Source organism: Methylolobus aquaticus, assembly GCF_054172105.1.
On the sequence record NZ_JBSYXP010000014.1, the window covers coordinates 42130 to 60764 of the forward strand.

Here is an 18635-nt window from a genome sequence, read left to right on the forward strand (position 1 = left end):
ACAATGCGGCCGAACGCGGCGGCTCCTGGCCGCCCCGGCAAAACTTTCTGGTCGAAGGGAACCCCCATGAGCGAGCCCGTCAAATACCTGCTCGAAGAGAGCAGGATGCCCAGGTCCTGGTACAACATCGTCGCCGACCTGCCCGCGCCACCGCCACCGGCGCTGCACCCGGCCACACACCGACCGCTCGGACCCGACGACCTCGCGCCCCTGTTTCCAATGACGCTGATCGAGCAGGAAGTGTCGACCGAACGCGACATCGAGATTCCCGCCCCGGTCCGCGACATTTATCGTCAGTGGCGGCCCAGTCCCTTGTATCGGGCCCGGCGGCTGGAACGGGCGCTCGATACGCCGGCACGGATCTACTACAAGTACGAGGGCGTCAGCCCGGCCGGCAGCCACAAACCCAACACGGCAATCCCGCAGGCATTCTACAACCGGGAAGCCGGCATCAGGCGGATCGCGACCGAAACCGGCGCGGGTCAGTGGGGGTCCTCGCTGGCTTTCGCCGGCGCGCTGTTCGGCGTCGAGGTCGAAGTGTTCATGGTCCGGGTGTCCTACCAACAGAAGCCCTACCGCCGGGCCCTGATGGAGACCTGGGGGGCGACCTGCACCGCCTCCCCGTCGGACCGCACTGCCGCGGGCCGTGCCGTTCTCGCGCAGCGTCCGGATCACCCCGGCAGCCTGGGCATCGCCATCTCCGAGGCGGTGGAGGTCGCCGCGCAACGCGACGACACCAACTATGCGCTCGGCTCGGTGCTCAACCACGTGCTGCTGCACCAGACCGTCGTCGGCCTCGAAGCGATCGCTCAGCTGGAACTGGCCGACGACTATCCCGACGTCATCGTCGGCTGCACCGGCGGCGGGTCGAATTTCGCCGGCATCGCCTTTCCGTTCCTGGGCGCGCAACTGCGCGGGGGACGCAGCATCCGCATCGTCGCCGTGGAACCGGCCGCCTGCCCGAGCCTGACCCGGGGCGAATATGCGTATGACTTCGGCGACACCGCGCATCTGACGCCGCTGACCAAGATGCATACGCTCGGCTCCACCTTCACGCCGCCCGGCTTCCATGCCGGGGGGCTGCGGTATCACGGCATGGCGCCGCTGGTCAGTCATGTGCAGCAGCTCGGACTGATCGAGGCCCGGGCCTACCTGCAGCTGGCCTGCTTCGAAGCCGGCGTGCTATTCGCCCGGACGGAGGGCATCCTACCCGCGCCGGAGGCCAATCATGCAGTGCGCGGGGCCATCGACGAAGCGCTGCGCTGCAAGGAAGAAGGGACCAGCCGCGCCATCCTGTTCAACCTGTGCGGTCACGGCCACTTCGACATGCAGGCCTACATGGACTATTTCGCGGGCCAGCTCACCGACCAGACCTACGACGAAGGTGAACTCGCGATGGCGCTGGCCGGCCTGCCCTCGGTCACGATACCCTGAAGACCGCTCAGGACAGAAAGCGCGACGCTCACTACGCTTCAGGGAGGCCTTGAGTAACTCGACGGAGGACCGTCATGGACGCGCAAGACATCCTGACCGGTTTCGTGACGGGGACACTGCTGGCGGGTCTCGCCCTGATCGTCGCGCTGCCGCTCGCATCGGCGCTGTTGTCAGCGGGCACATCGGACATCAAGAATCGCCTCGGCGCAGCCCAGGGCAGGTTCGAAGCCTATTTTCTGGACTGGCGCCGCAGCTTCTTCTGACGGCCACCGCGCTGACGTCGGAGGGCATCCGCTCATCCGCACCGGGAGCCTGACCGGACGAGCGACGTCCGTCAGGCTACCTTCTCGTCGATCTCCTTCGGTTTGAGTAATTCGGATACCAGAGCCAAATGGGAAGCCAGTTGCGGCACCTCGGGTATTTTGATCGGCTTCTTTATAAACCGGCTCATAAGGTTATCCAGCCACAGACGGTTCGATTTTGCCTGTTCGATGACAAACCGGTAGGGTTTGCCGTCACCGATGACTGAAAAGTCCTCGACCCAAAGTTCGATCGGCTCCAACTCACCTGCCAGCGTTGCCTGAACATACACCTTCCGTGCGTCAAGATCGAAATTAAAGGCGGTCAGTTTAGCAACCCCCCTTAGAACGATATTGGCACCCCAGACGATCAACACATTCGGCGTCAGCCTGATCGCTAATCTGACTAGACTCGCTTTGTAACTCATGTCTGCCACTCGATAAAACGGATCACTTAAGCAAGGACTACCGTAATCTGCGTCCTGTTAATTCGGCCTTGATATTATCAAATACCCATACCACAGTCATCTCTCCCGGACGACTCGATGCCGGTCACGCGCAAACCCGAGGTTCGATCCCTAGTCCGGCAACCCCTCCTGCGCAACTCCCCTGCCTTAGCCCACGAGTCAGGCGACGCGCACTCTGGCAGCTACTCTATCCAATGGACATACGCGAATCGTACGTTGAATGACATGGTAATTCGCGAGCAATACACCCATCGGATAAGCCAATTAAAAGTAATAGGCAATCACACGGATTCACCTTCCGTCAATACACCCACAAACTTCCCATCGCACTCCGAACGCCGGCTTCGAACCGACAGGGAAAGCTGCATGCGGTGCGGAGAGGCAGAAGTGGCACAGCGCGATAACGGTTAAATCAAGGCGATGAGCAGATTGCTCCATCCCGCCACTTCGCGCGCCTTGTTATACATTCAAGCCAAGAGGTTCATCATGAAAAGCATGACTTTTCGCACCTTACTGACATCGGCGGCGCTGGCAGCATCGCTCCTCGCCTCCGGGCTGGCATCGGCTGCAGAGCCGATCATTCCGCCTCCCCCGCCACCGGCCCCCGTGCCACCGCCGGCCTGCCGGCACTGGGACAAGATCGTGTTCACGATCACCGATGCCAAGCTTGCTGGACAGTTCAAGCTCATTGCGAATGATCCTTACGATATCAAGGTCCAGGACAACCCGAAAAGGGTTGTAGACCTCAAGGGCAGGGTGCTGGGCTTCCTGAACGGCCCAGGGAAAACGTACGACCCGTACGACCGGGCCAAGGTCGTAATCATCGACGTCGAATACGCACTCGACTGCAGTCTGGTGGGCATGCTCACCCCGCCGCCGATCGAACTGCCGAAATAAGGCGCGACGCCACCATCGATCCTGGGGCAGGCCCATCCTAGCGCGCTGGGCCACGCCGGCTCCACTTCCCCTCGCTGATCGCGGATCCGTCCGCGACGAGGGGAAGCGGGCCTCTCGCCCCCGATTAGACCGAAGCCCCGGGACCCCGGTCGCACGGGACGGCCGACCGTGGCTCAAGGCTTCGGGGTCGATGCCACTCCGCTGGTCGTCAGCCAGAACCGGCTGATCGGCCTTTGATCCTTCAACGCCTCCTCGGCAAATCCGCAGAATTCGCCGCGACGATCCGTGCCCTCGGCCACCAGAATGCCGACGTACACGCCGAAATACATCGAGAGCAGGTTCTCGAATTTCCGCTGTTCGGCCGTTGGGCGCTTTTCCGCGCCGGTACCGGCTGCCAGCGCATCGAATTCCTGTTTGAATCTTCGCTGGTCCAGGTTGACCGCGGCACAGTAGTCGGACAGCACCGCCGCCTCGGCCATCAGTCTCAGCGACTGCTGGGACTCTTCTCCCATTAACTTGGCGACCTTCTGGTCGATCTTGCCCAAAGCGGGTTCAAACTTGAGCGACGGCGCAGCGACCGGCGCCTCTTCTGTGGCGGCGGCAGTGGCCGGCATCAAGCCAATGAGCAGCGCCAAAGCCGTAACGGATTTCCACATGACGATTGATCCTTGAAAAAGGTGGGAGATTGGGTGTTGCCCGGCCGACCCTATACAGGTGTCGCGGGCGGACTTCTGATTCCCAGGGTTCACCGATGCCGGCCCGCGCGTGCTGCGCCGCCTCGTCCACCCCCACCGCTCCGAGTCGGCCGGCTGGCTGTGTTTCGATTCACCTTGTTCCGATTCACTTGGCTCCGGTCGATGTTGGCGCGATTCACTTTAGCGGCATTCACCCGGTTGTTTTTGTCGACCCGGTTATACGAGTTGACCTTCTGCTGGTTGTTGTTGACGGTTACATTCCGGTTGACGTCGACGTCCGCGTAGCCGCGCCGTCCACCGCCGTAGTACCCGCCCCCGCCGCCGTAGTAGCCCGGTCCGCCGTAGTAATAGCGATCGTCGTCGTTGTTACTGAGGGCCACTCCGAGGGCAGCCGCGCCCAGTGCGGCGCCGGCCACACCGGCGGTGGCACCGTAGTCGATCTCGTTCTGGCCCGTGGCAGGGTTGTAGGTCGTACACCCCGCCAGGAAACCAGCGGCGATCGCCGCCATCGTCAGCCGCTGCCCCCAACGGTCGCTTGAATCTCGCATCTGCTGCTTCCTTCAGGTATTGAATCCGCAAAACGGCAGTTGCGGACACGGAACAGGCCGACCATCCGCAACCAACCCACACCCGACCGCCCTGATCAGGCGCCTGGCAGGCATTAGGATGCGCTCCGTTCGCGCGCGCATCAATGCAGAATGTGGCAACGCAACGCAGGGCGTGCGTCGCCCCTTCGACTTCCGGTGACACGTTGGTGAAGGCACTGATGGCCCTCTACCGCTTGACGGCGGGGCGAAGCAACAGCGAAAGTCGGTGCCGGCGAGACGAACAGCGAGACTCGCTTTCCGACCCACTCACCAGGAGATCCCCATATCCATGCGCATGCCGCATGCCACCAACTTGTTCCTGTGCCGGAATCTCGCACTTGCGGCCCTGTCCGTCCAGCCCAATGCCACTCCAGCCGATCTCCCAAAGGGCATTGACGCCGCCGGGATCGGGGTGGCTCGACTGTCGCCCGTCGAATCCACGCCGTCCCGGCACGATGCCTGAGATGTGCGTCCCGTGCGTCCGGTGGCGGATACGCGAGCTTGCCGGCCTGATCGTCCTGATGGCAAGCCTCGCTGATTGCACGCTATGGACTGATGGAATGACTCGAACACCCGGTCTCCCCACACTGCATGGTGACCTTCCCCTCATCTTCGGGCACCGCGGCGCCTCCGGCTACCTGCCGGAGCACACGCTCGCCGCGTATCGCCTGGCGATCGAGCAGGGCGCGGACTTCATCGAGCCGGATCTGGTTACCACGCGAGATGGCGTGTTGATCGCGCGTCATGAGGTCAACATCACCGACACCACCGACGTTGCGAAGCACCCCGAATTCGCCGCGCGCAAGACCACCAAGATCATCGACGGCAAGGCCGAGCACGGCTGGTTTTCGGATGACTTCACGCTGGCCGAGATCCGGACTTTGTGGGCGAAACAGCGCCTCCCGCTCCGGCCCGGTGGTTTTGACGATAGGTACCGCATCCCGACCTTTCAGGAAATCATCGATCTGGCACAGGCGGAAGCGCGGATACGAAAGCGGCCTATCGGCCTTTATCCGGAGACCAAACACCCGATCTACCACCAAGGAGTGGGCCTTGAACTCGAGTCCAGGGTGGTCGACGCCCTCGAGAAGAACGGCCTGAACCGCGCGGATGCCCCCGTGTTCATTCAGTCCTTCGAAACCGCGAACCTGAAGCAACTCCACGCCATGACACCGGTGCGGCTGATCCAACTCGTGGACGCACTCGGAGTAAATCCGGACGGGTCGGTCAACCCGGGCCAGCCCTACGACTTCGTCGTCGCCGGCGACCCACGCACCAACGCCGATCTGCTCACGACCACCGGACTGAAGGAAATCGCGACCTACGCTGCCGGAGTATCGCCGTGGAAACGCTACATCGTCGGAGCCCGGCGCAGCGAAGACGGTGCCGAGAGGACGGTCGCCGACGCCGACAGGCGCTTGCTCCCACCCACCGACCTGATCACCAAGGCTCACGCGGCCGGTCTGCTGGTACATACCTGGACCCTGCGTGATGAACCGGGCTACCTCGCCGCCGACTACCAGGGAGACCCCCTGCAGGAATACGTCCAGTTCTACTGCCTGGGAGTCGACGGCGTGTTCTCGGATTTCCCGGACACCGCGTTCAGGGCGCGGGAACTGGCGAGCGACAATCCCGACCTCTGCTCGGGACGCTGAGGCAGCGCCCGGCAACGACGCACCGCGATCGATCCGAACGAACGGCATGCCCTAGCTCACCAACTCATCGAGATACTTCACCCAGTCGAACTGGGCAACGTTGCCTCGTCCGGGCAGCCCCGCACGGCGCCGGCCCGAATGCCCTCGCAACATACCGCGCGTGACGGCTTGCAGGTCACGGTGGATCTGAGTCAGGTCCCCATCGCGGAAGCGCTGCACCACCTGTTGCAGGACTTCGAGCTGGTCATGCTCTATCGGGCGGGCGACACGCGAAGGAACGTGCCGAAGTCGGTCTTGATTTACCCGGGAGGAACCGGCGAGCACAGACTGACGGCCGCAACCCGCAACGCGGACCGGGCACGGAGCTTCGCGCAGGACCGGCGCCACCCCGACCCAGAACGGCGGACCCGCTACGTCGAACGTTCCCTGGCCAAGGCAACCAAGCATGAAGCCCGGTCGATCATCGAACAGGCGCTGAACGACCCGGACGGGTCAGTCCGCGAGAAAGCCATCAGCGGCGCGCTGACGCAACATTGGCATAGCCGAAGCCGACCTTACCCAGTTGGCGCACGGCGACCCTTCAGGCCCGGTGCGTTTTCTGGCACTGTCGGCCCTGGCTCACGGTGCATCGTCCGGGGAAACCTTGCGCGCGGTCGCCGAAGCCGCCCGGAATGATCCCGACGCTATGGTCCGGACCAAGGCGCAGGAAATACTGCAGCAGTTCGACATGCAGGCATCGGTCCCGACGGAGGTCGTGACGGAGGCGGTCGCCGAGAATGTGGGTACGGTGGATCCGCCTCCACACCGATGACGGTGGGCACGCCGCCCGCTCCGCGTCGGCAGCCCGTGGCCAATCAATAGTACCCTTTCTGCCGCATTTCCGTCTCGAACGAATACAGGTACTTGGGATCAGGATGGTTGCGGACCGCATCTTCGAGCAGGTCTCGATCGGCTCCCGCCACATCGGCGGCGAACAGTAGCACCAGGCCGGGGTTGCCGGAGCCAATGACGGCATCCTGCAGGCGTGCCACGTCCTGACCTCGCTCACCCTTGACCATGGCAAAATCGAACATCAGCCGCGGATCTGTCGACTGCAGCACCAGGGGCTCGAGCGCGTCGAGATCGGCCTCCTCCGCCGCGCAGGCGAAGCGGTAGGCGAGCTCCGCATCGATGACGCGGGCTTGCAGATCGAGCGAAAAGCCCTGCTCGCGCACCTGGCGGATCGCTTCGAGCGCGGCCTTCATCGCTTCAGGGGGTGTCGGCATGGCGGTGCCCTTACCGGCATGGGCGTTCCGGAACCAGTTGGTACCGCTGCAACTTGACGTACAGCGTGCTCCGCGAGATGCCCAGGGCCCGCGCGGTCTCCGCTACGTTGCCGCGGGTACTCCGCAGGCACGTAGCCCCGATTAGCGCAGCGCAATCGGACGAATGAATCTATTGGTGAAAAGTGGAACGTGGCCAATCCTGTAGACGCTTCACCAGACCATGCACTCGCGGATTCACATGGACACACTCCACGTCCCTGCGATAGTCCGCGTCATCGCGCATCAGGTATTCCCAGGAATGCCGTTGCCCAACGCCGCGCGCCCACACCTTGCAGTTTTGCGTCCATCGGAAGGTCACTGGGTTCTGGGCAGCGCGGGGGCAACCCGACTTTTGATCAAGCACCGCCGGGCCCGAAGTCGGCATCGTCCGGTGGCAGCGTCCAGACGCTGTGCAGGTGATCCGGCAGAACAACACAGTCGTTGAGGTAAAAAAAGCAGCATACGCCAAGATGACAACATGCGTCCGATTACGCTGCGCTAATCGGACCTACGCGGGGTGTTTTGCGCTGTGCGGAGGCCAGACAATGACCAAGCGGGGAACCGCGGGCGAAGAGGAAGTCGGAGCGGCGGCCGCGCGGCCGGTTCGATGGAAGCCCGCGGCGAGGAACCCACCCGCCGCGGATTCCCGCCATACGCTCTCACCCGAGAAAGTCGACACCGACCAGCGTGACGACCGTGCCGTCCTCGATGCCCTGACCGAGGGCATAGGCCGAGAGATTGGTGAAGGTGGCGATCACGTCCCATCCGTTCGCTGCCGTGTTCGCGGCGAGCACCGCGTTGGCGCCGGACTGGAAAACCATCAGATGGTCCTCAATGTCGATCGGCGCCAACCCGCCGGCGAAGAACCCGCGGGTGAACACGAGTTCGTCCTGCGCCAGGCTGAAGCCGTTGATGGTATCGTGCCCGGTGTGACCGGCATACCAGCGGACCTCTTGGGCCATGGCTCCGAGGTGGAGCGTGTCATCGCCTTCGCCGCCGATCAGTGTGTCGTTGGTGACGCCATGGAGGACGTCGTTGCCGGCTCCCCCGTCGAGCGTGTCGTAACCGATGCCGCCGTCGAGGATGTCATCACCTTCGCCACCGAACAACTGGTCGTTGTTCTCCTCGCCCATCAGGATGTCATTGCCCTCGCCGCCATGGAGACTGTCGTTCGAGGTGCCACCGAACAGCGTGTCGTTACCGTCCTGGCCATACAGCGTGTCGTTGCCGCCTTCGCCGTAGAACAGGTCGTTGCCATCGTTGCCGTAGGCGTAGTCGTTGCCCCCGCCCAGACGGGCGATATTGGCCCCGGTGTTGCCGAGGAACGAATCCGACCCCGAGCCCAGGCGAAATTCCTCGAGGCCCTGGAAGGTATCGGTGCTGGAGGCGCCGAGCACGAGACCCGAGCTGCTGCCGTTGAAGACGATCGTGGCGCCGAGCACGTCCGTGAAGATACCGATGTCATAGCCGGCTCCGCCGTCAACGGTATCGTCGCCGGTGCCGGCAATAAGCGTGTCGTTACCACCAAGACCGTTCAGCACGTCGTTACCGGACCCGCCGTCCAGCTTGTCGCCGGCGTTGCCGCCGACGATCACGTCGTTGCCGGCCTGGCCGTAGCCCTCGCCGGACTGGCCGATCAACAAGCTGTCGTTGCCGTTGCCACCGTACAGCAGGTTGTAGCCGTCCTGACCATGCAGGACATCGTTCTGATCGTCGCCGTAGAGTGTGTCATTACCGGTCCCCCCCTCCAGGGTGTCCACACCGGTTCCGCCAAACAGAACGTCATGGCCCGCATCGCCCCGAACGACGTCGTTGCCCGCCCCGCCGCGCAGGGTGTCATGGCCATCGCCGCCGTTCACCGTGTCGTTACCGCCGCGCCCGTCCATGTCGTCGTTGCCGTCGAAGCCCGAGAGATGATTGTCGACGCCTGAGCCGTAAATGATGTCGGCGAAGTTCGTGCCGAAGATGTTCTCGATGCTGGCGAGCATATCGACGCGGTTATTCCAGTGGTTTAAGTCGGTCGGGTAGCCGATCGCGTAGGCACGGCCGTATTGCGCCGACCAGGCCAGATCGACCACCATCGCGGCGTTCGACTGGGTGTAGATCACCGTGTCGGAACCGGAGCCACCGTCGAAAAAGTCTGAGCCGCGGTCGGCGTTGGGCCCTGTTCCGGTCTCCGCAAAAATCGTGTCGTTGCCGCCGTAGGCATAGATGAACGTGCCCCGCGAGGAGTAGTTCGACTGGCCCGGTTGGCGGTACAGTGTGTTCACATCGCCGAGTAGGTCGGCGCCCGAGGTGCCGTGAATAACGGCAGTCGATGGGTTTGGCGTTGGCATGTCGATGTCCTCTGTTAATCGCTTATCCGGGAGTCACTGCGCCCTAACGTGAGCGTGGGGAGCAAGCGCTCCGTGCCGCGCGAACAGGCCCAACATGCGGCCTGGCGCTCGGCCCGCATCGCGGTGCTACGCGGCGTCCCGTGCCTGCGCTTCAGGAACAATCGTGCCAAGCGGAAATAACTAATTAAAACAATTCTATGGAACACGGGGGCTATTAATGCCAACCGCTGGAGTGTTTGGCTGAGCCAACACCGAAAGCTCACAGAGCTTCTATCCCTCTGTTTGGAATGAACATCCTGAGTGTTGGGCAGAGCCAACAGTCCGCCGGGAAACGGATCAACTGCGCAGCTCGGATGTAGGACGTAGGTCCGATTAGCGCAGCGTAATCGGACGCATGGATCTACGCGGACTTGCCCGGAGGGCCCGAGCCTTGCTAACACGATAATCCAACCCTTTTTTGTCTGTCGCTCCGCGAGTGGCCGCCACGACTTCGTTTCAGGTATGGCTTCGCGGCCGGCTTTGCTGCTACGTTGGCCAGGCTGTGGCCGTGCGTGGCCGGTTGACCCGCCGAAAACGATGTTCTCGGTTGCCGAAACCAGGGAAACCGCCAGAACGGCAGATGCGAGGACTCGTCCAGCGCATCCCCTTAAACCAAAAATAAAACGGTAGAGGTGTGCGATGACTGAAAAAAAGAAAGACAACGGACTGGCCGTCAGCCGCCGCGCCTTCCTCGGAACAGCTGGTGGCTTCACCGGCGCGCTACTCGGCGCGCAATGGCTGCAGGGGATCATGAACTCGGCGCAGGCCGATGTCCGGGGCTGGTCGGGTAACAGTGCACCGCCCGATCTCAGCGGCAAGGACGGCATTGCCGTAGTCGATGCCTCGAAATTGCGCCTGTGCAAGGAAGATCTGGGTGACTACATCTACCTCGCGCCGGAGAAGCTCGGGGGTGGCACGCACGCAGTGGATCTCGGCGGAGGAAAGACCTTGGCCTGGATTTCGTACTGGACCTATGGCGATACCTGCCCCATTTCGCATCACCTGGCCGCCTATCCCTCGGCTGATCCCTATAGGGGCTTCGAGTTCGTCAACTCAACCCAAGGCGGCGATAACGTCATGATTTATGGTCTCAACACCAAGATCAAGGAACGCGGCCTGCTCGACCGTTTTGGCCAGGGCAACCATCTTTATCGCGTGCATTTCGACGGCCAGTCGATGACTCTGATCGAAGACGTGGCCGAAAGTACCGGGATCGGCCTCGGGGTACATACGACGATCTATCCCGATGCGACCGGCTTCGCGTCCGCTGACGGCCAGAAGGACATCTGCGCTTTCTTCGATCGTCCGCCGCTGGATCAGAAGACACAGGTGCTGCAGGCCTTCCGCGCCGACTGGATCGGCAAGGCGTCCGGAGGTTCACTGGAAGATAACTGGGGCAAAGGCGGTACCTTGCGCCTGACCCGGCTGATCAAGCCGAAGGAAACCGGCAAATTCGATCTGGAAGGAACCCAGGGGAACAAGATCGACTGGGAAATGGTGCCAATGGCGGAAAATCTGGTCGAACTGGGGCAATTACCGGGAGACAACCCGAGGGCGCTGACGGGGCTCGATGCGGTGGTACATCACCCCGGCAATCGCTGGTCCTCCCTGGTCATCCGCATGTTGTCGTCATCCATCATCATCGACCGAACCACTTGGGAGCCGGTCTGCGTGCTGCACAATCCCGAAGGTTCGCCCGACAACCTGCCGATCAGGAAGGTTTCATCCGGCCCGGATGTCTGGGAGTGCCGATTCGACGACATCAAGTGTGTGGGACACGAGGCGGGATTCTCGCCGGATGGCACGCGCTACACGATGATGAACAACATCCAGCAGAACAACATGGCGGTGTTCGACACCGCAGACACGGACCCGCGCAAATGGAAGAAGGTCGCGTTCGTGAAGGACCCGGCCTGGGTAGGCGAATACCCGAGCCCGTTCCACCTGTGCTTTTCGGTCGACGGCAGCAAGATGTTCGTGTCGGTGCTCTACCCCAAGCCGCACAACAGCTCCTGCGTAGTCGTCGACACGAAGACGTGGAAGATCATCAAGAAGTTCGTGAATATCGGGCCGGATTGCCAGACCATGTCGGTCAGCTACGACGGCAAGTATGTGTTCCAGATCTTCAGCGGCTTCCAGCGCCTGTCCGCGGGAGTCTTCATCTTCCGTCAGGACACGCTCGAACCGCTCGGTTTCCTGCCGAATTTCGGCGGACATCACGACTGCGTGATCGTACCGACCAAAAACGAGCACCTAAGAAATAGTCGCTGCACGACGCTCTAGTCCAACGGCGGGACCCATTCCATCGCGGGGATGGACTTCACGTTCCATCCGTCCGCGCCGCTGACCTGCTGGGAGTTCGCGGCGAGAACGCCACCTGCAACGGACTCCCGCTGCGCATGGTCACCCGAGGAAATCGAATCGGATCAACGTCAAGACCGTGCGGTTCTCGATGACGCGACCCACGGCATGGATCAGGAGACCCTTGTGAGCGCAACTCTGACCAAATGCCGTTTTGGCTCAGTTCAGAGCCGGTGGGACAAAGCGCGGTTTCGCCTCACCTCACCGGATCCAAGGTCGACAACGTTCGATCCGGACGATGCATCCGGGAATCTCGGCGATCATGTCCCACGCGCTCGACCAGGAGGCTCCGTTCAGGACGGAGCGCTCCCCAGCTACTGGGCCCGGTCGATGAGGAGCACCGTGTTTAATGGCGTCAACGCGTCAGCACGAATCGGCGCGACCTCCAGCGGAAGCGTTCGGCGGCCCCCCTCGCGCGAAAGCTGGCAATAACGTACAGCCGGGCCCGCTGCTTGCCCCTGAGGGCTGCCCGGCCGTCGGGCGTGCTCTGCAATTCCACCAGGAGAGGCTGATGAGGTGTCACGACAGCGCGACCACGGGAGACGATGACCGGCGGCGCCACTGCCGCAGCAGGCTCGCTGATGAAAGCCTCATTGGCTTGCGGTGCCGGGGCCGGGGCCGGAGGCTGATACGCCACGGTGAAGTTGACGACCCCGTCCGCATTGGTTGTCGGCAGGTTCATGGATACCGCCGTCGCCTGCAGCAGGAAACCCAATTTCAGGCGGTTGATGATGTCTGCACCGGCGTTGCCGAGCGCCCCGACCAGCGCCGCGCCATCGACTCCACCCCCGTTGGGCCCACCGACTGGCGGAGGCGCCGGGTTGCACACCGGACCTTCCATGGGCGGGGCCGGAAAACTCGGGTTGGACTGGAATCGCAGGTTCAGAAACGTCCCATCCCGTGGCATCGCAAAATTGCAGGCGTACACCGACGGACTCGACAGCTTCTCGCCGAAACCCGAGCACTGCCCGCTGAAACCGACAAAATTGACCAGCCAGGAGCGGTATTCGCCCCCAGGGGCCTGGTAGGAATGCTGATGTGAGAACTGGTAGGCTCGGATGCTTAACAGGGTACCCGGCTCGGCCTCAGCCCAGCAGTTGACCTGATCGGCGCGCAGGATACCGTGACCGCTGATCGAAGCAGCACAATCGTAGACCGGGAGTTGATATCCACCGCCGTTGCCGAAATACACGAAGCCGCCGCGCGCTCCGCAACCGGTCAATGTGATCGCCACTCTGGCGGGCGCGGCCAATACGCCGGTGGACAAGACCATCCCGGCAACGAACAGAAAGCGGCTGATTCGTTCAGACATGATGTCACCTCAAGACCTCTGAGTAGGTGCAACCCCCCAGCCAAAGCCCCATGGCGACCCCATGATTACCTCTCTGCCACTTTTGTCAATAGGCATTTGGTCGGTCGGGCACTCGCCGCGCCCGCTGCACCGCTGATTTCATCGGCCTTTGCTTTTTGGCTGCCAACTCCGCCAGATAGGTTTCGAGCCCCGCCCGGCGAGACTTATGCCAACAGGGTTGGATCCGGAATGATCTCGGTGGAAAAGTCGTCCGTGTTTTCCGTCGCATGGACCTCGAGCACCCGTGGCATAACGTCGTCCTGGAAGCCCAGAGGCGGCAGGACGGCTGAGATGGACGGCAAACCGGGCGTCCAGCCGGAGTCGGCCCGGGCCAGATCGCGAAAGGCGCGCCATAACTGACGGGCAAGCGCTTCATAGGGCGTGGGTGGCAGCGCGTTCTTCGATTCCATGCCGGGCGCAACAAGTTCGCCGACCGTAGGGTAGCACCTGAGATCGGCCTCACTTCGATCGCGGTGTGGTGTTGCTCCAGAGCACCCCCGTCAGGTTATGCAAGTCCTCCCGCTCATCCGTCGCGACCACGAACAGCTCTCGATTGAATTTTCCCATGGGGATTTCCACGTACGCGGGCGGCTCCAGTTCCCCTCGGTTCGAAAGCTGGCATCGTCCGTGATGCGGATGCGGACCTTGGCGCCGGACATCAAACCGGAACCCGTGACGACCATCCCGGCTCGACCTTTCTCCCGCTCCAGTCGGGCGCCGATCTGGGGAATCGGTCTGCCGAATACCGGGGGCACCTGCCAATCCATCAACTGGCTAATCCGCGCGATCGTCGCTGTGAGCTGCGCCACTCTCCCTTCCAACGCGGCAATGCGGCCGCTGTGCCCGTATCGATGGCCCCACCGTCGTCGCTCTTTCTCCGCAACTGAATCAATATAGTGTGATTCCGCTCCTGTCCCCTGTTTCGAATACGTTCTCCCGTCGCTGGCGGCAAAGGAAGCGGCTTTCGCTGATTAACCCGTGAATGAAGTTTCCAGCCATTCTTTCGCTGGTATGCGGGGTGGTATGCTGAGAGTCGATGGACCTTGAACTCACATGGAGTACAGCATGCAGGGGTTCGTGATGCGCTGGGTTTCGACTTCACTCCTTCTCATTCTTCCACTGCTGACGAAGACTGCATCCGCACAGGAAGACGCTCTTCGGTATCAAGACCGTGGCAACCGAGCCGAGGGGATAAAGGCCAAGCCCGTCGCCGGAAACAGTATCGAATTGCTTGCGGCGACGATCCACGACCCCGAAAACGCCGTCACCCCACGCGACGATCTGGCACTGGCCTTCTTTCTCGACCCGTCGGCTTCGCCAGACAGCCCCAAAATCACGGTTCGTGAAATCGAGTACCGGACCTACTACTGGTTGGACCGCGTCACACCGGCTTCATCGTGGCAGCCGGGCGCAACGAACGTATTCCGTTGGCCGACGCAAGAAGTCGTATCGCACTTGCCGCGGCTCCAGCTTGCCAACCTCGGCGCGCTCGTTCGCCTGGGCGACTATCCGGCCCCCAGTTCGAACGAACGCGTCGCGCCGGCGGATCTGTCGGGCTCTGGCCGCTTCGCCGGCAACGGTCCGCTGCTGTTCACCTTCCGTACCCGCGATCACGCGAAGCTCACGGCTGCGATCTATCCCCAAGGCAGCGAAACGGCAGTCCACCGTCAGGAATTTCCCGGGCAACCGGGCGGCCGTGCCTTCACCGTTCGGTGGAACCCCGCATCGATCCACGCGGCTCCGGGCCGTTACCGCCTCAGACTGTCCGGATACTTCACCGACACCAACGATCCGATCCTGCAAACCGTGGATTTTTATTACGCGGGGTCGAACTAGCGTCCGCAAATCGACACACCGGCGGCAGCTCCAGAACATCGGAATCGGTCATTGCCATGGCGGATATCTTCGTCAGTTATGCCAGCGGGGATCGCCCTGCCGCCCAGGCCTTGGCAGCAGCGCTCGAAGACCGCGGCTGGTCCGTCTGGTGGGATCGGAAGATCCCCATCGGCACCGAGTTCGACCCGGAGTTGGAGCGGCAGTTGGGGCTCGCTCGATCGATCGTCGTCCTGTGGTCGCCGCGATCCGTGAAATCGAAATGGGTCAAGGACGAAACCGGGGAAGGGTTGAGCCGCCACAATCTGTTTCCCGCGATGCTGGAGCCGGTCACGCTGCCCTTCGGCTACCGTCGCATCCAGACCGCAGATCTGTCCGGGTGGCCGGGAACGGACCCGGCGCAGTCCCATCCCGGGTTCGAGCGCCTGGTGTCGAGTCTGCACGCCTATCTCGATGGGAGCAGCGGCGCGGCAACGGTCGCCGATGAACCGGCACCACGCTCGCCATCTCCGCTGCGTTCCTATTGGCGTCGTAGCATCAGCCTTCGCTTGGCTGCACTCGCTCTGCCAGCGGTTGTGATCGGCGCCGCCGGGCTGGCGGCCATCTTGTGGCGCCCGGCGGTGCGAATCGAGGCCGATCTGTTGGTCGAGCAGTTGAAATGGCAGGTGGGCGGTGACGCGAAGGTACCGGTGCTCAATGGCTTGGCATTTTCATCCCTGCGGGTCGAGGATTTCCGCCGGGCATCGTTCACGCCCCGGCAGATGGCTCTGACCGAAGGAGCCGGCGCAGGAGAGCCCCGCAGACCGCATCCGCTACCCGCGACGGGAGAAGCCGTCTTTGTCCCGGACGATCCCCAGTTGCAGCCGAGTCTGACGATCGAGAGCGCGACGCCTGGCGCAGCCACCGGAACGATGGATGCGCTCCGGGCCGCGCCTGGCAACTGGATCAGACTGGCGCGTCGCACGGGCCGGCCTGAACTGACGATCGGCATCGACGGCGAGTCGGTCTCGGCTGTCGTCAACCTGACCCCTGCACTTCGACTGGCGACGCAGTACGTGGCCCTGGCGTCTTTTCCGGCCACCGGGGACTGGACCCAAGCGAGTTATCGCGTGCAGATGCACGAAACCGATCCCAGCTTCCGTATCGAGGCCCGCCCGACGCTGCTGACGCTGGTCGTGACGCAGCCGGGCTCCAGTACCCTCGAACTGATCCCCAAGAGTGGCACACCGGCCGCCGCGGTAGACCTAACCGAACTGTCGAGCGAAGGCGACTTCGAATCGACGCTGGTCGCGGAGGGCACACTGGGTTTCCCTGACTTTCCGAGTATCGACCCCATCAGGTTGTTGAGTACGAATCTGCTCGCCCTGCACGAGCTCGAGGAAGGTTTCATCACACACTTGACCAGCGACCCGGCGTCAGCGGGCCTTCGCTTACGCTTCGTCGGCAAAACAGGCAGAATTCGCGTAAAGGACGGGGAGCAAACCCGGGAAGTCGCCCCCACGCTGCTGACCCGTATCCGAGCCAACGCGGAACTCGGGTTCCTGTCAGCGATGGTGCTTTGGGCGCTGTCCGCCGCCATGACCGTTTACAAGGCAATCCGGGAACTTTCGGGACGCGGAGCCTGATGGCAAGCATCCACCCGCGGGCCGTGCTTCGAAAGGAGGGACAGGAACAGCATGAACAGGATCATCCTGACGCTCGCCATTTTTCTGGGCGGATTGGGTAGCGCCGCCGGCCAGTCGGTCCAGCAACTCAAGGTAGCCGTGGTCCGGGTCGTGTCGCAGAATCGGACCGGAACTGGCTTCGTGGTCGCGAGGGACGCTCATTCGATCTACATCGTCACGGCCTCGCACGTCGTTACAGGCGACAGGACACCGCGTGTCGAGTTCTTCAGCGCGCGCAGCCGTCCTGTCACGGCTCGAATTGGAAAAACCGAAGGCGACGATGCCCGCGGCCTGGCCTTTCTGATCGTGGCGACGGACGCCTTGGACGGCGAAGAGCCGGAACCCCTGCGTCTGGCCCGCGATGTTGAACTCAACGGCGGCGAGGAAGTGATGACCATCGGTTTCGGACGCGGTCAGGGCGACTGGGCGGTGGTCCGCGCCACCGTGGCATCCCTGGAGGGGCGGTACCTGAAACTCGATCGAGCGATGCAGGAGGGAAATTCCGGAGGCCCGCTGTTACAGGACAGCCAGGTGGTCGGGATGATTGTGCAGGACGATCTGGAATCGGGGGTGGCGACGCCGGCCGAAACCGTCTTCCAGGCCTTGCGGGGTTGGGGGGTGCCGATGGCAGGGGTCGCGGGGCGCGAAGCGGGCAGGGTTCGCGCCGACCCCTTGGACAAGAGCGGCGAGGATGACTCGGGCCGGGGGAGCGCTGTGGAGGGAGCGTTGGGCGGCATCTATATCGGCCAAAGCTTCGGACAGGCACTGAACGGGCAACAATACGTCTGCAATGCCGCGCTGAACCTGAGCCAGACCGGAGCGATAGTCTCAGGCGCCTTCGAGAACAACTGTGGGGACCGCGGATCGGTCGTCGGCGAGGTTCGCGGCACTCAACTCATCGCCCGCATCAGCAGTGTTCTCTCGGGGGTGTGCAATCTCGCTGCCGAAATCGGCGCGATGGGTCAATCGCTGGCGGGCCGATTCGAGTGCCCCACTCTGGCCGGAACCTTTACCCTGCAGCGGCGCTGATGCGCAGCGCACCCCTGTTCAGCGACGTAGCGAACTAGGTCCGATTAGCGCAGCGTTATCGGACGCACGGATCACGCCTCCACAGCCGACACCGGAGGCATCCCCGCGCCAATCGGCAGGATGGGTGCCCTCGCTAACCGAACCGTGAAAGTGTCCCGACATAGACACGTAGCGACGTAGGTCCGATTAACGCAGCGTAATCGGACTCACGGATCACGGATCCCCAGCCACAACACCGGACGCATCCCCGCACCCATCGGCTCCATAGCCGCCAGAGACAGCAACGTAGGTCCGATTAGCGCAGCGTAATCGGACGCATGCGTCATGCATCCCCATCCACAACACCAGACGCGTCGCCGCACCAGTCTGCAGGATAAATACCCTGGCAAACATAATCGTGAAAGGTGGAGTACGGCCAATCCGATACACGCTTCACCAAACCATGTCTCAGGGGATTCACGTGGATGTAATCCACCTGCGGCTGATAGTCGGCTTCATTGCGGATCAGGTGTTCCCAGTAATGCCGCTGCCAGACACCGCGCTCCCCTACCGCTTTGCGTACATCGGAAAGTCGTTCGGTCCTGGGCAATGCGCGGGAGAAGCCGTTTTTGATCAGACGCCACCGCGTGCTGAAGTCCGCATCGTCTGGCGGCAGCGTCCAGACTCAAGGCAGATGATCAGGCA

General features: G+C 62.6%; 20 protein-coding genes. 11 read left to right on the forward strand and 9 right to left on the reverse strand.

What is annotated here, in order from left to right:
* The first annotated feature begins 66 nt into the window (after positions 1 to 66).
* Together ACW73L_RS17190 and ACW73L_RS17195 are read left to right on the forward strand one after the other, a co-directional pair.
* Positions 67 to 1434, forward strand: a complete 1368-nt coding sequence (locus ACW73L_RS17190; protein ID WP_498923791.1) for a TrpB-like pyridoxal phosphate-dependent enzyme — start codon at positions 67 to 69, stop codon at positions 1432 to 1434.
* A 74-nt stretch (positions 1435 to 1508) separates the two neighbouring features.
* Positions 1509 to 1697: a hypothetical protein gene (locus ACW73L_RS17195; protein ID WP_498923792.1), complete on the forward strand. Its 189-nt coding sequence runs from the start codon at positions 1509 to 1511 to the stop codon at positions 1695 to 1697.
* Between the two features lie 71 nt (positions 1698 to 1768).
* Here ACW73L_RS17195 and ACW73L_RS17200 read toward each other — a convergent pair whose 3' ends face one another.
* Positions 1769 to 2161, reverse strand: a complete 393-nt coding sequence (locus ACW73L_RS17200) for a hypothetical protein (protein ID WP_498923794.1) — start codon at positions 2159 to 2161, stop codon at positions 1769 to 1771.
* 525 nt (positions 2162 to 2686) lie between these two features.
* Here ACW73L_RS17200 and ACW73L_RS17205 point away from each other — a divergent pair.
* Positions 2687 to 3097 carry a hypothetical protein gene (locus ACW73L_RS17205; RefSeq protein WP_498923796.1) on the forward strand — a complete coding sequence of 137 codons (411 nt, stop codon included), beginning with the start codon at positions 2687 to 2689 and terminating at the stop codon, positions 3095 to 3097.
* A 173-nt stretch (positions 3098 to 3270) separates the two neighbouring features.
* On the opposite strand, the gene ACW73L_RS17210 is transcribed toward ACW73L_RS17205, so the two are convergent.
* Positions 3271 to 3753, reverse strand: a complete 483-nt coding sequence (locus tag ACW73L_RS17210) for a hypothetical protein (protein WP_498923798.1) — start codon at positions 3751 to 3753, stop codon at positions 3271 to 3273.
* A gap of 89 nt (positions 3754 to 3842) precedes the next feature.
* A complete protein-coding gene (locus tag ACW73L_RS17215) occupies positions 3843 to 4340 on the reverse strand; it encodes a hypothetical protein (protein WP_498923800.1) in 498 nt (165 codons plus the stop codon).
* 328 nt (positions 4341 to 4668) lie between these two features.
* On the opposite strand from ACW73L_RS17215, the gene ACW73L_RS17220 reads away from it, so the two are divergent.
* The 4 genes from ACW73L_RS17220 to ACW73L_RS17235 all read left to right on the forward strand — a co-directional run bounded on the left by ACW73L_RS17220 (position 4669) and on the right by ACW73L_RS17235 (position 6845).
* Positions 4669 to 4842, forward strand: coding sequence for a hypothetical protein (locus tag ACW73L_RS17220; protein ID WP_498923802.1), 174 nt, complete (start codon positions 4669 to 4671; stop codon positions 4840 to 4842).
* A gap of 97 nt (positions 4843 to 4939) precedes the next feature.
* Positions 4940 to 6034, forward strand: coding sequence for a glycerophosphodiester phosphodiesterase (locus ACW73L_RS17225; RefSeq protein ID WP_498923803.1), 1095 nt, complete (start codon positions 4940 to 4942; stop codon positions 6032 to 6034).
* A 138-nt stretch (positions 6035 to 6172) separates the two neighbouring features.
* On the forward strand, positions 6173 to 6709 hold the full coding sequence (locus tag ACW73L_RS17230; RefSeq protein WP_498923882.1) for a hypothetical protein: 537 nt from the start codon (positions 6173 to 6175) through the stop codon (positions 6707 to 6709).
* Entirely contained in the window at positions 6624 to 6845 is a 222-nt protein-coding gene (locus ACW73L_RS17235; protein ID WP_498923878.1) for a hypothetical protein, read from the forward strand. The genes ACW73L_RS17230 and ACW73L_RS17235 overlap by 86 nt, the downstream gene beginning before the upstream one ends.
* A 43-nt stretch (positions 6846 to 6888) precedes the next feature.
* Here the strand turns inward: ACW73L_RS17235 and ACW73L_RS17240 are convergent, their stop codons facing one another.
* The 3 genes from ACW73L_RS17240 to ACW73L_RS17250 form a co-directional block, all read right to left on the reverse strand.
* Complete coding sequence (locus ACW73L_RS17240) at positions 6889 to 7278, reverse strand: hypothetical protein (RefSeq protein WP_498923805.1); 390 nt, start codon at positions 7276 to 7278, stop codon at positions 6889 to 6891.
* 31 nt (positions 7279 to 7309) lie between these two features.
* Positions 7310 to 7468, reverse strand: coding sequence for a helix-turn-helix domain-containing protein (locus ACW73L_RS17245; protein ID WP_498923879.1), 159 nt, complete (start codon positions 7466 to 7468; stop codon positions 7310 to 7312).
* Positions 7469 to 7997: 529 nt separating this feature from the next.
* Positions 7998 to 9674 carry a calcium-binding protein gene (locus tag ACW73L_RS17250; protein ID WP_498923807.1) on the reverse strand — a complete coding sequence of 559 codons (1677 nt, stop codon included), beginning with the start codon at positions 9672 to 9674 and terminating at the stop codon, positions 7998 to 8000.
* A 678-nt stretch (positions 9675 to 10352) separates the two neighbouring features.
* Between ACW73L_RS17250 and ACW73L_RS17255 the strand changes: the two genes are divergently transcribed.
* Positions 10353 to 11996 carry a YncE family protein gene (locus ACW73L_RS17255; RefSeq protein ID WP_498923809.1) on the forward strand — a complete coding sequence of 548 codons (1644 nt, stop codon included), beginning with the start codon at positions 10353 to 10355 and terminating at the stop codon, positions 11994 to 11996.
* A 433-nt stretch (positions 11997 to 12429) separates the two neighbouring features.
* Here the strand turns inward: ACW73L_RS17255 and ACW73L_RS17260 are convergent, their stop codons facing one another.
* Both ACW73L_RS17260 and ACW73L_RS17265 read right to left on the reverse strand, forming a co-directional pair.
* Entirely contained in the window at positions 12430 to 13386 is a 957-nt protein-coding gene (locus tag ACW73L_RS17260; RefSeq protein ID WP_498923811.1) for a hypothetical protein, read from the reverse strand.
* A gap of 203 nt (positions 13387 to 13589) precedes the next feature.
* Complete coding sequence (locus ACW73L_RS17265) at positions 13590 to 13835, reverse strand: hypothetical protein (RefSeq protein WP_498923813.1); 246 nt, start codon at positions 13833 to 13835, stop codon at positions 13590 to 13592.
* Positions 13836 to 14490: 655 nt separating this feature from the next.
* Here ACW73L_RS17265 and ACW73L_RS17270 point away from each other — a divergent pair.
* From ACW73L_RS17270 to ACW73L_RS17280, 3 genes are read left to right on the forward strand one after another with little or no spacing between them, the layout of a single operon-like run.
* Positions 14491 to 15261, forward strand: a complete 771-nt coding sequence (locus ACW73L_RS17270; RefSeq protein WP_498923814.1) for a hypothetical protein — start codon at positions 14491 to 14493, stop codon at positions 15259 to 15261.
* Positions 15262 to 15317: 56 nt separating this feature from the next.
* Positions 15318 to 16883, forward strand: a complete 1566-nt coding sequence (locus tag ACW73L_RS17275; protein WP_498923816.1) for a toll/interleukin-1 receptor domain-containing protein — start codon at positions 15318 to 15320, stop codon at positions 16881 to 16883.
* A gap of 51 nt (positions 16884 to 16934) precedes the next feature.
* Positions 16935 to 17951 (forward strand): S1 family peptidase, encoded by a 1017-nt coding sequence (locus tag ACW73L_RS17280; protein ID WP_498923817.1) that lies wholly within the window; start codon positions 16935 to 16937, stop codon positions 17949 to 17951.
* Positions 17952 to 18273: 322 nt separating this feature from the next.
* Here the strand turns inward: ACW73L_RS17280 and ACW73L_RS17285 are convergent, their stop codons facing one another.
* The gene (locus ACW73L_RS17285; protein ID WP_498923880.1) at positions 18274 to 18606 is read right to left on the reverse strand and encodes an REP-associated tyrosine transposase; all 333 of its coding nucleotides are present in this window, start codon (positions 18604 to 18606) and stop codon (positions 18274 to 18276) included.
* Between the last annotated feature and the right edge of the window lie 29 nt (positions 18607 to 18635).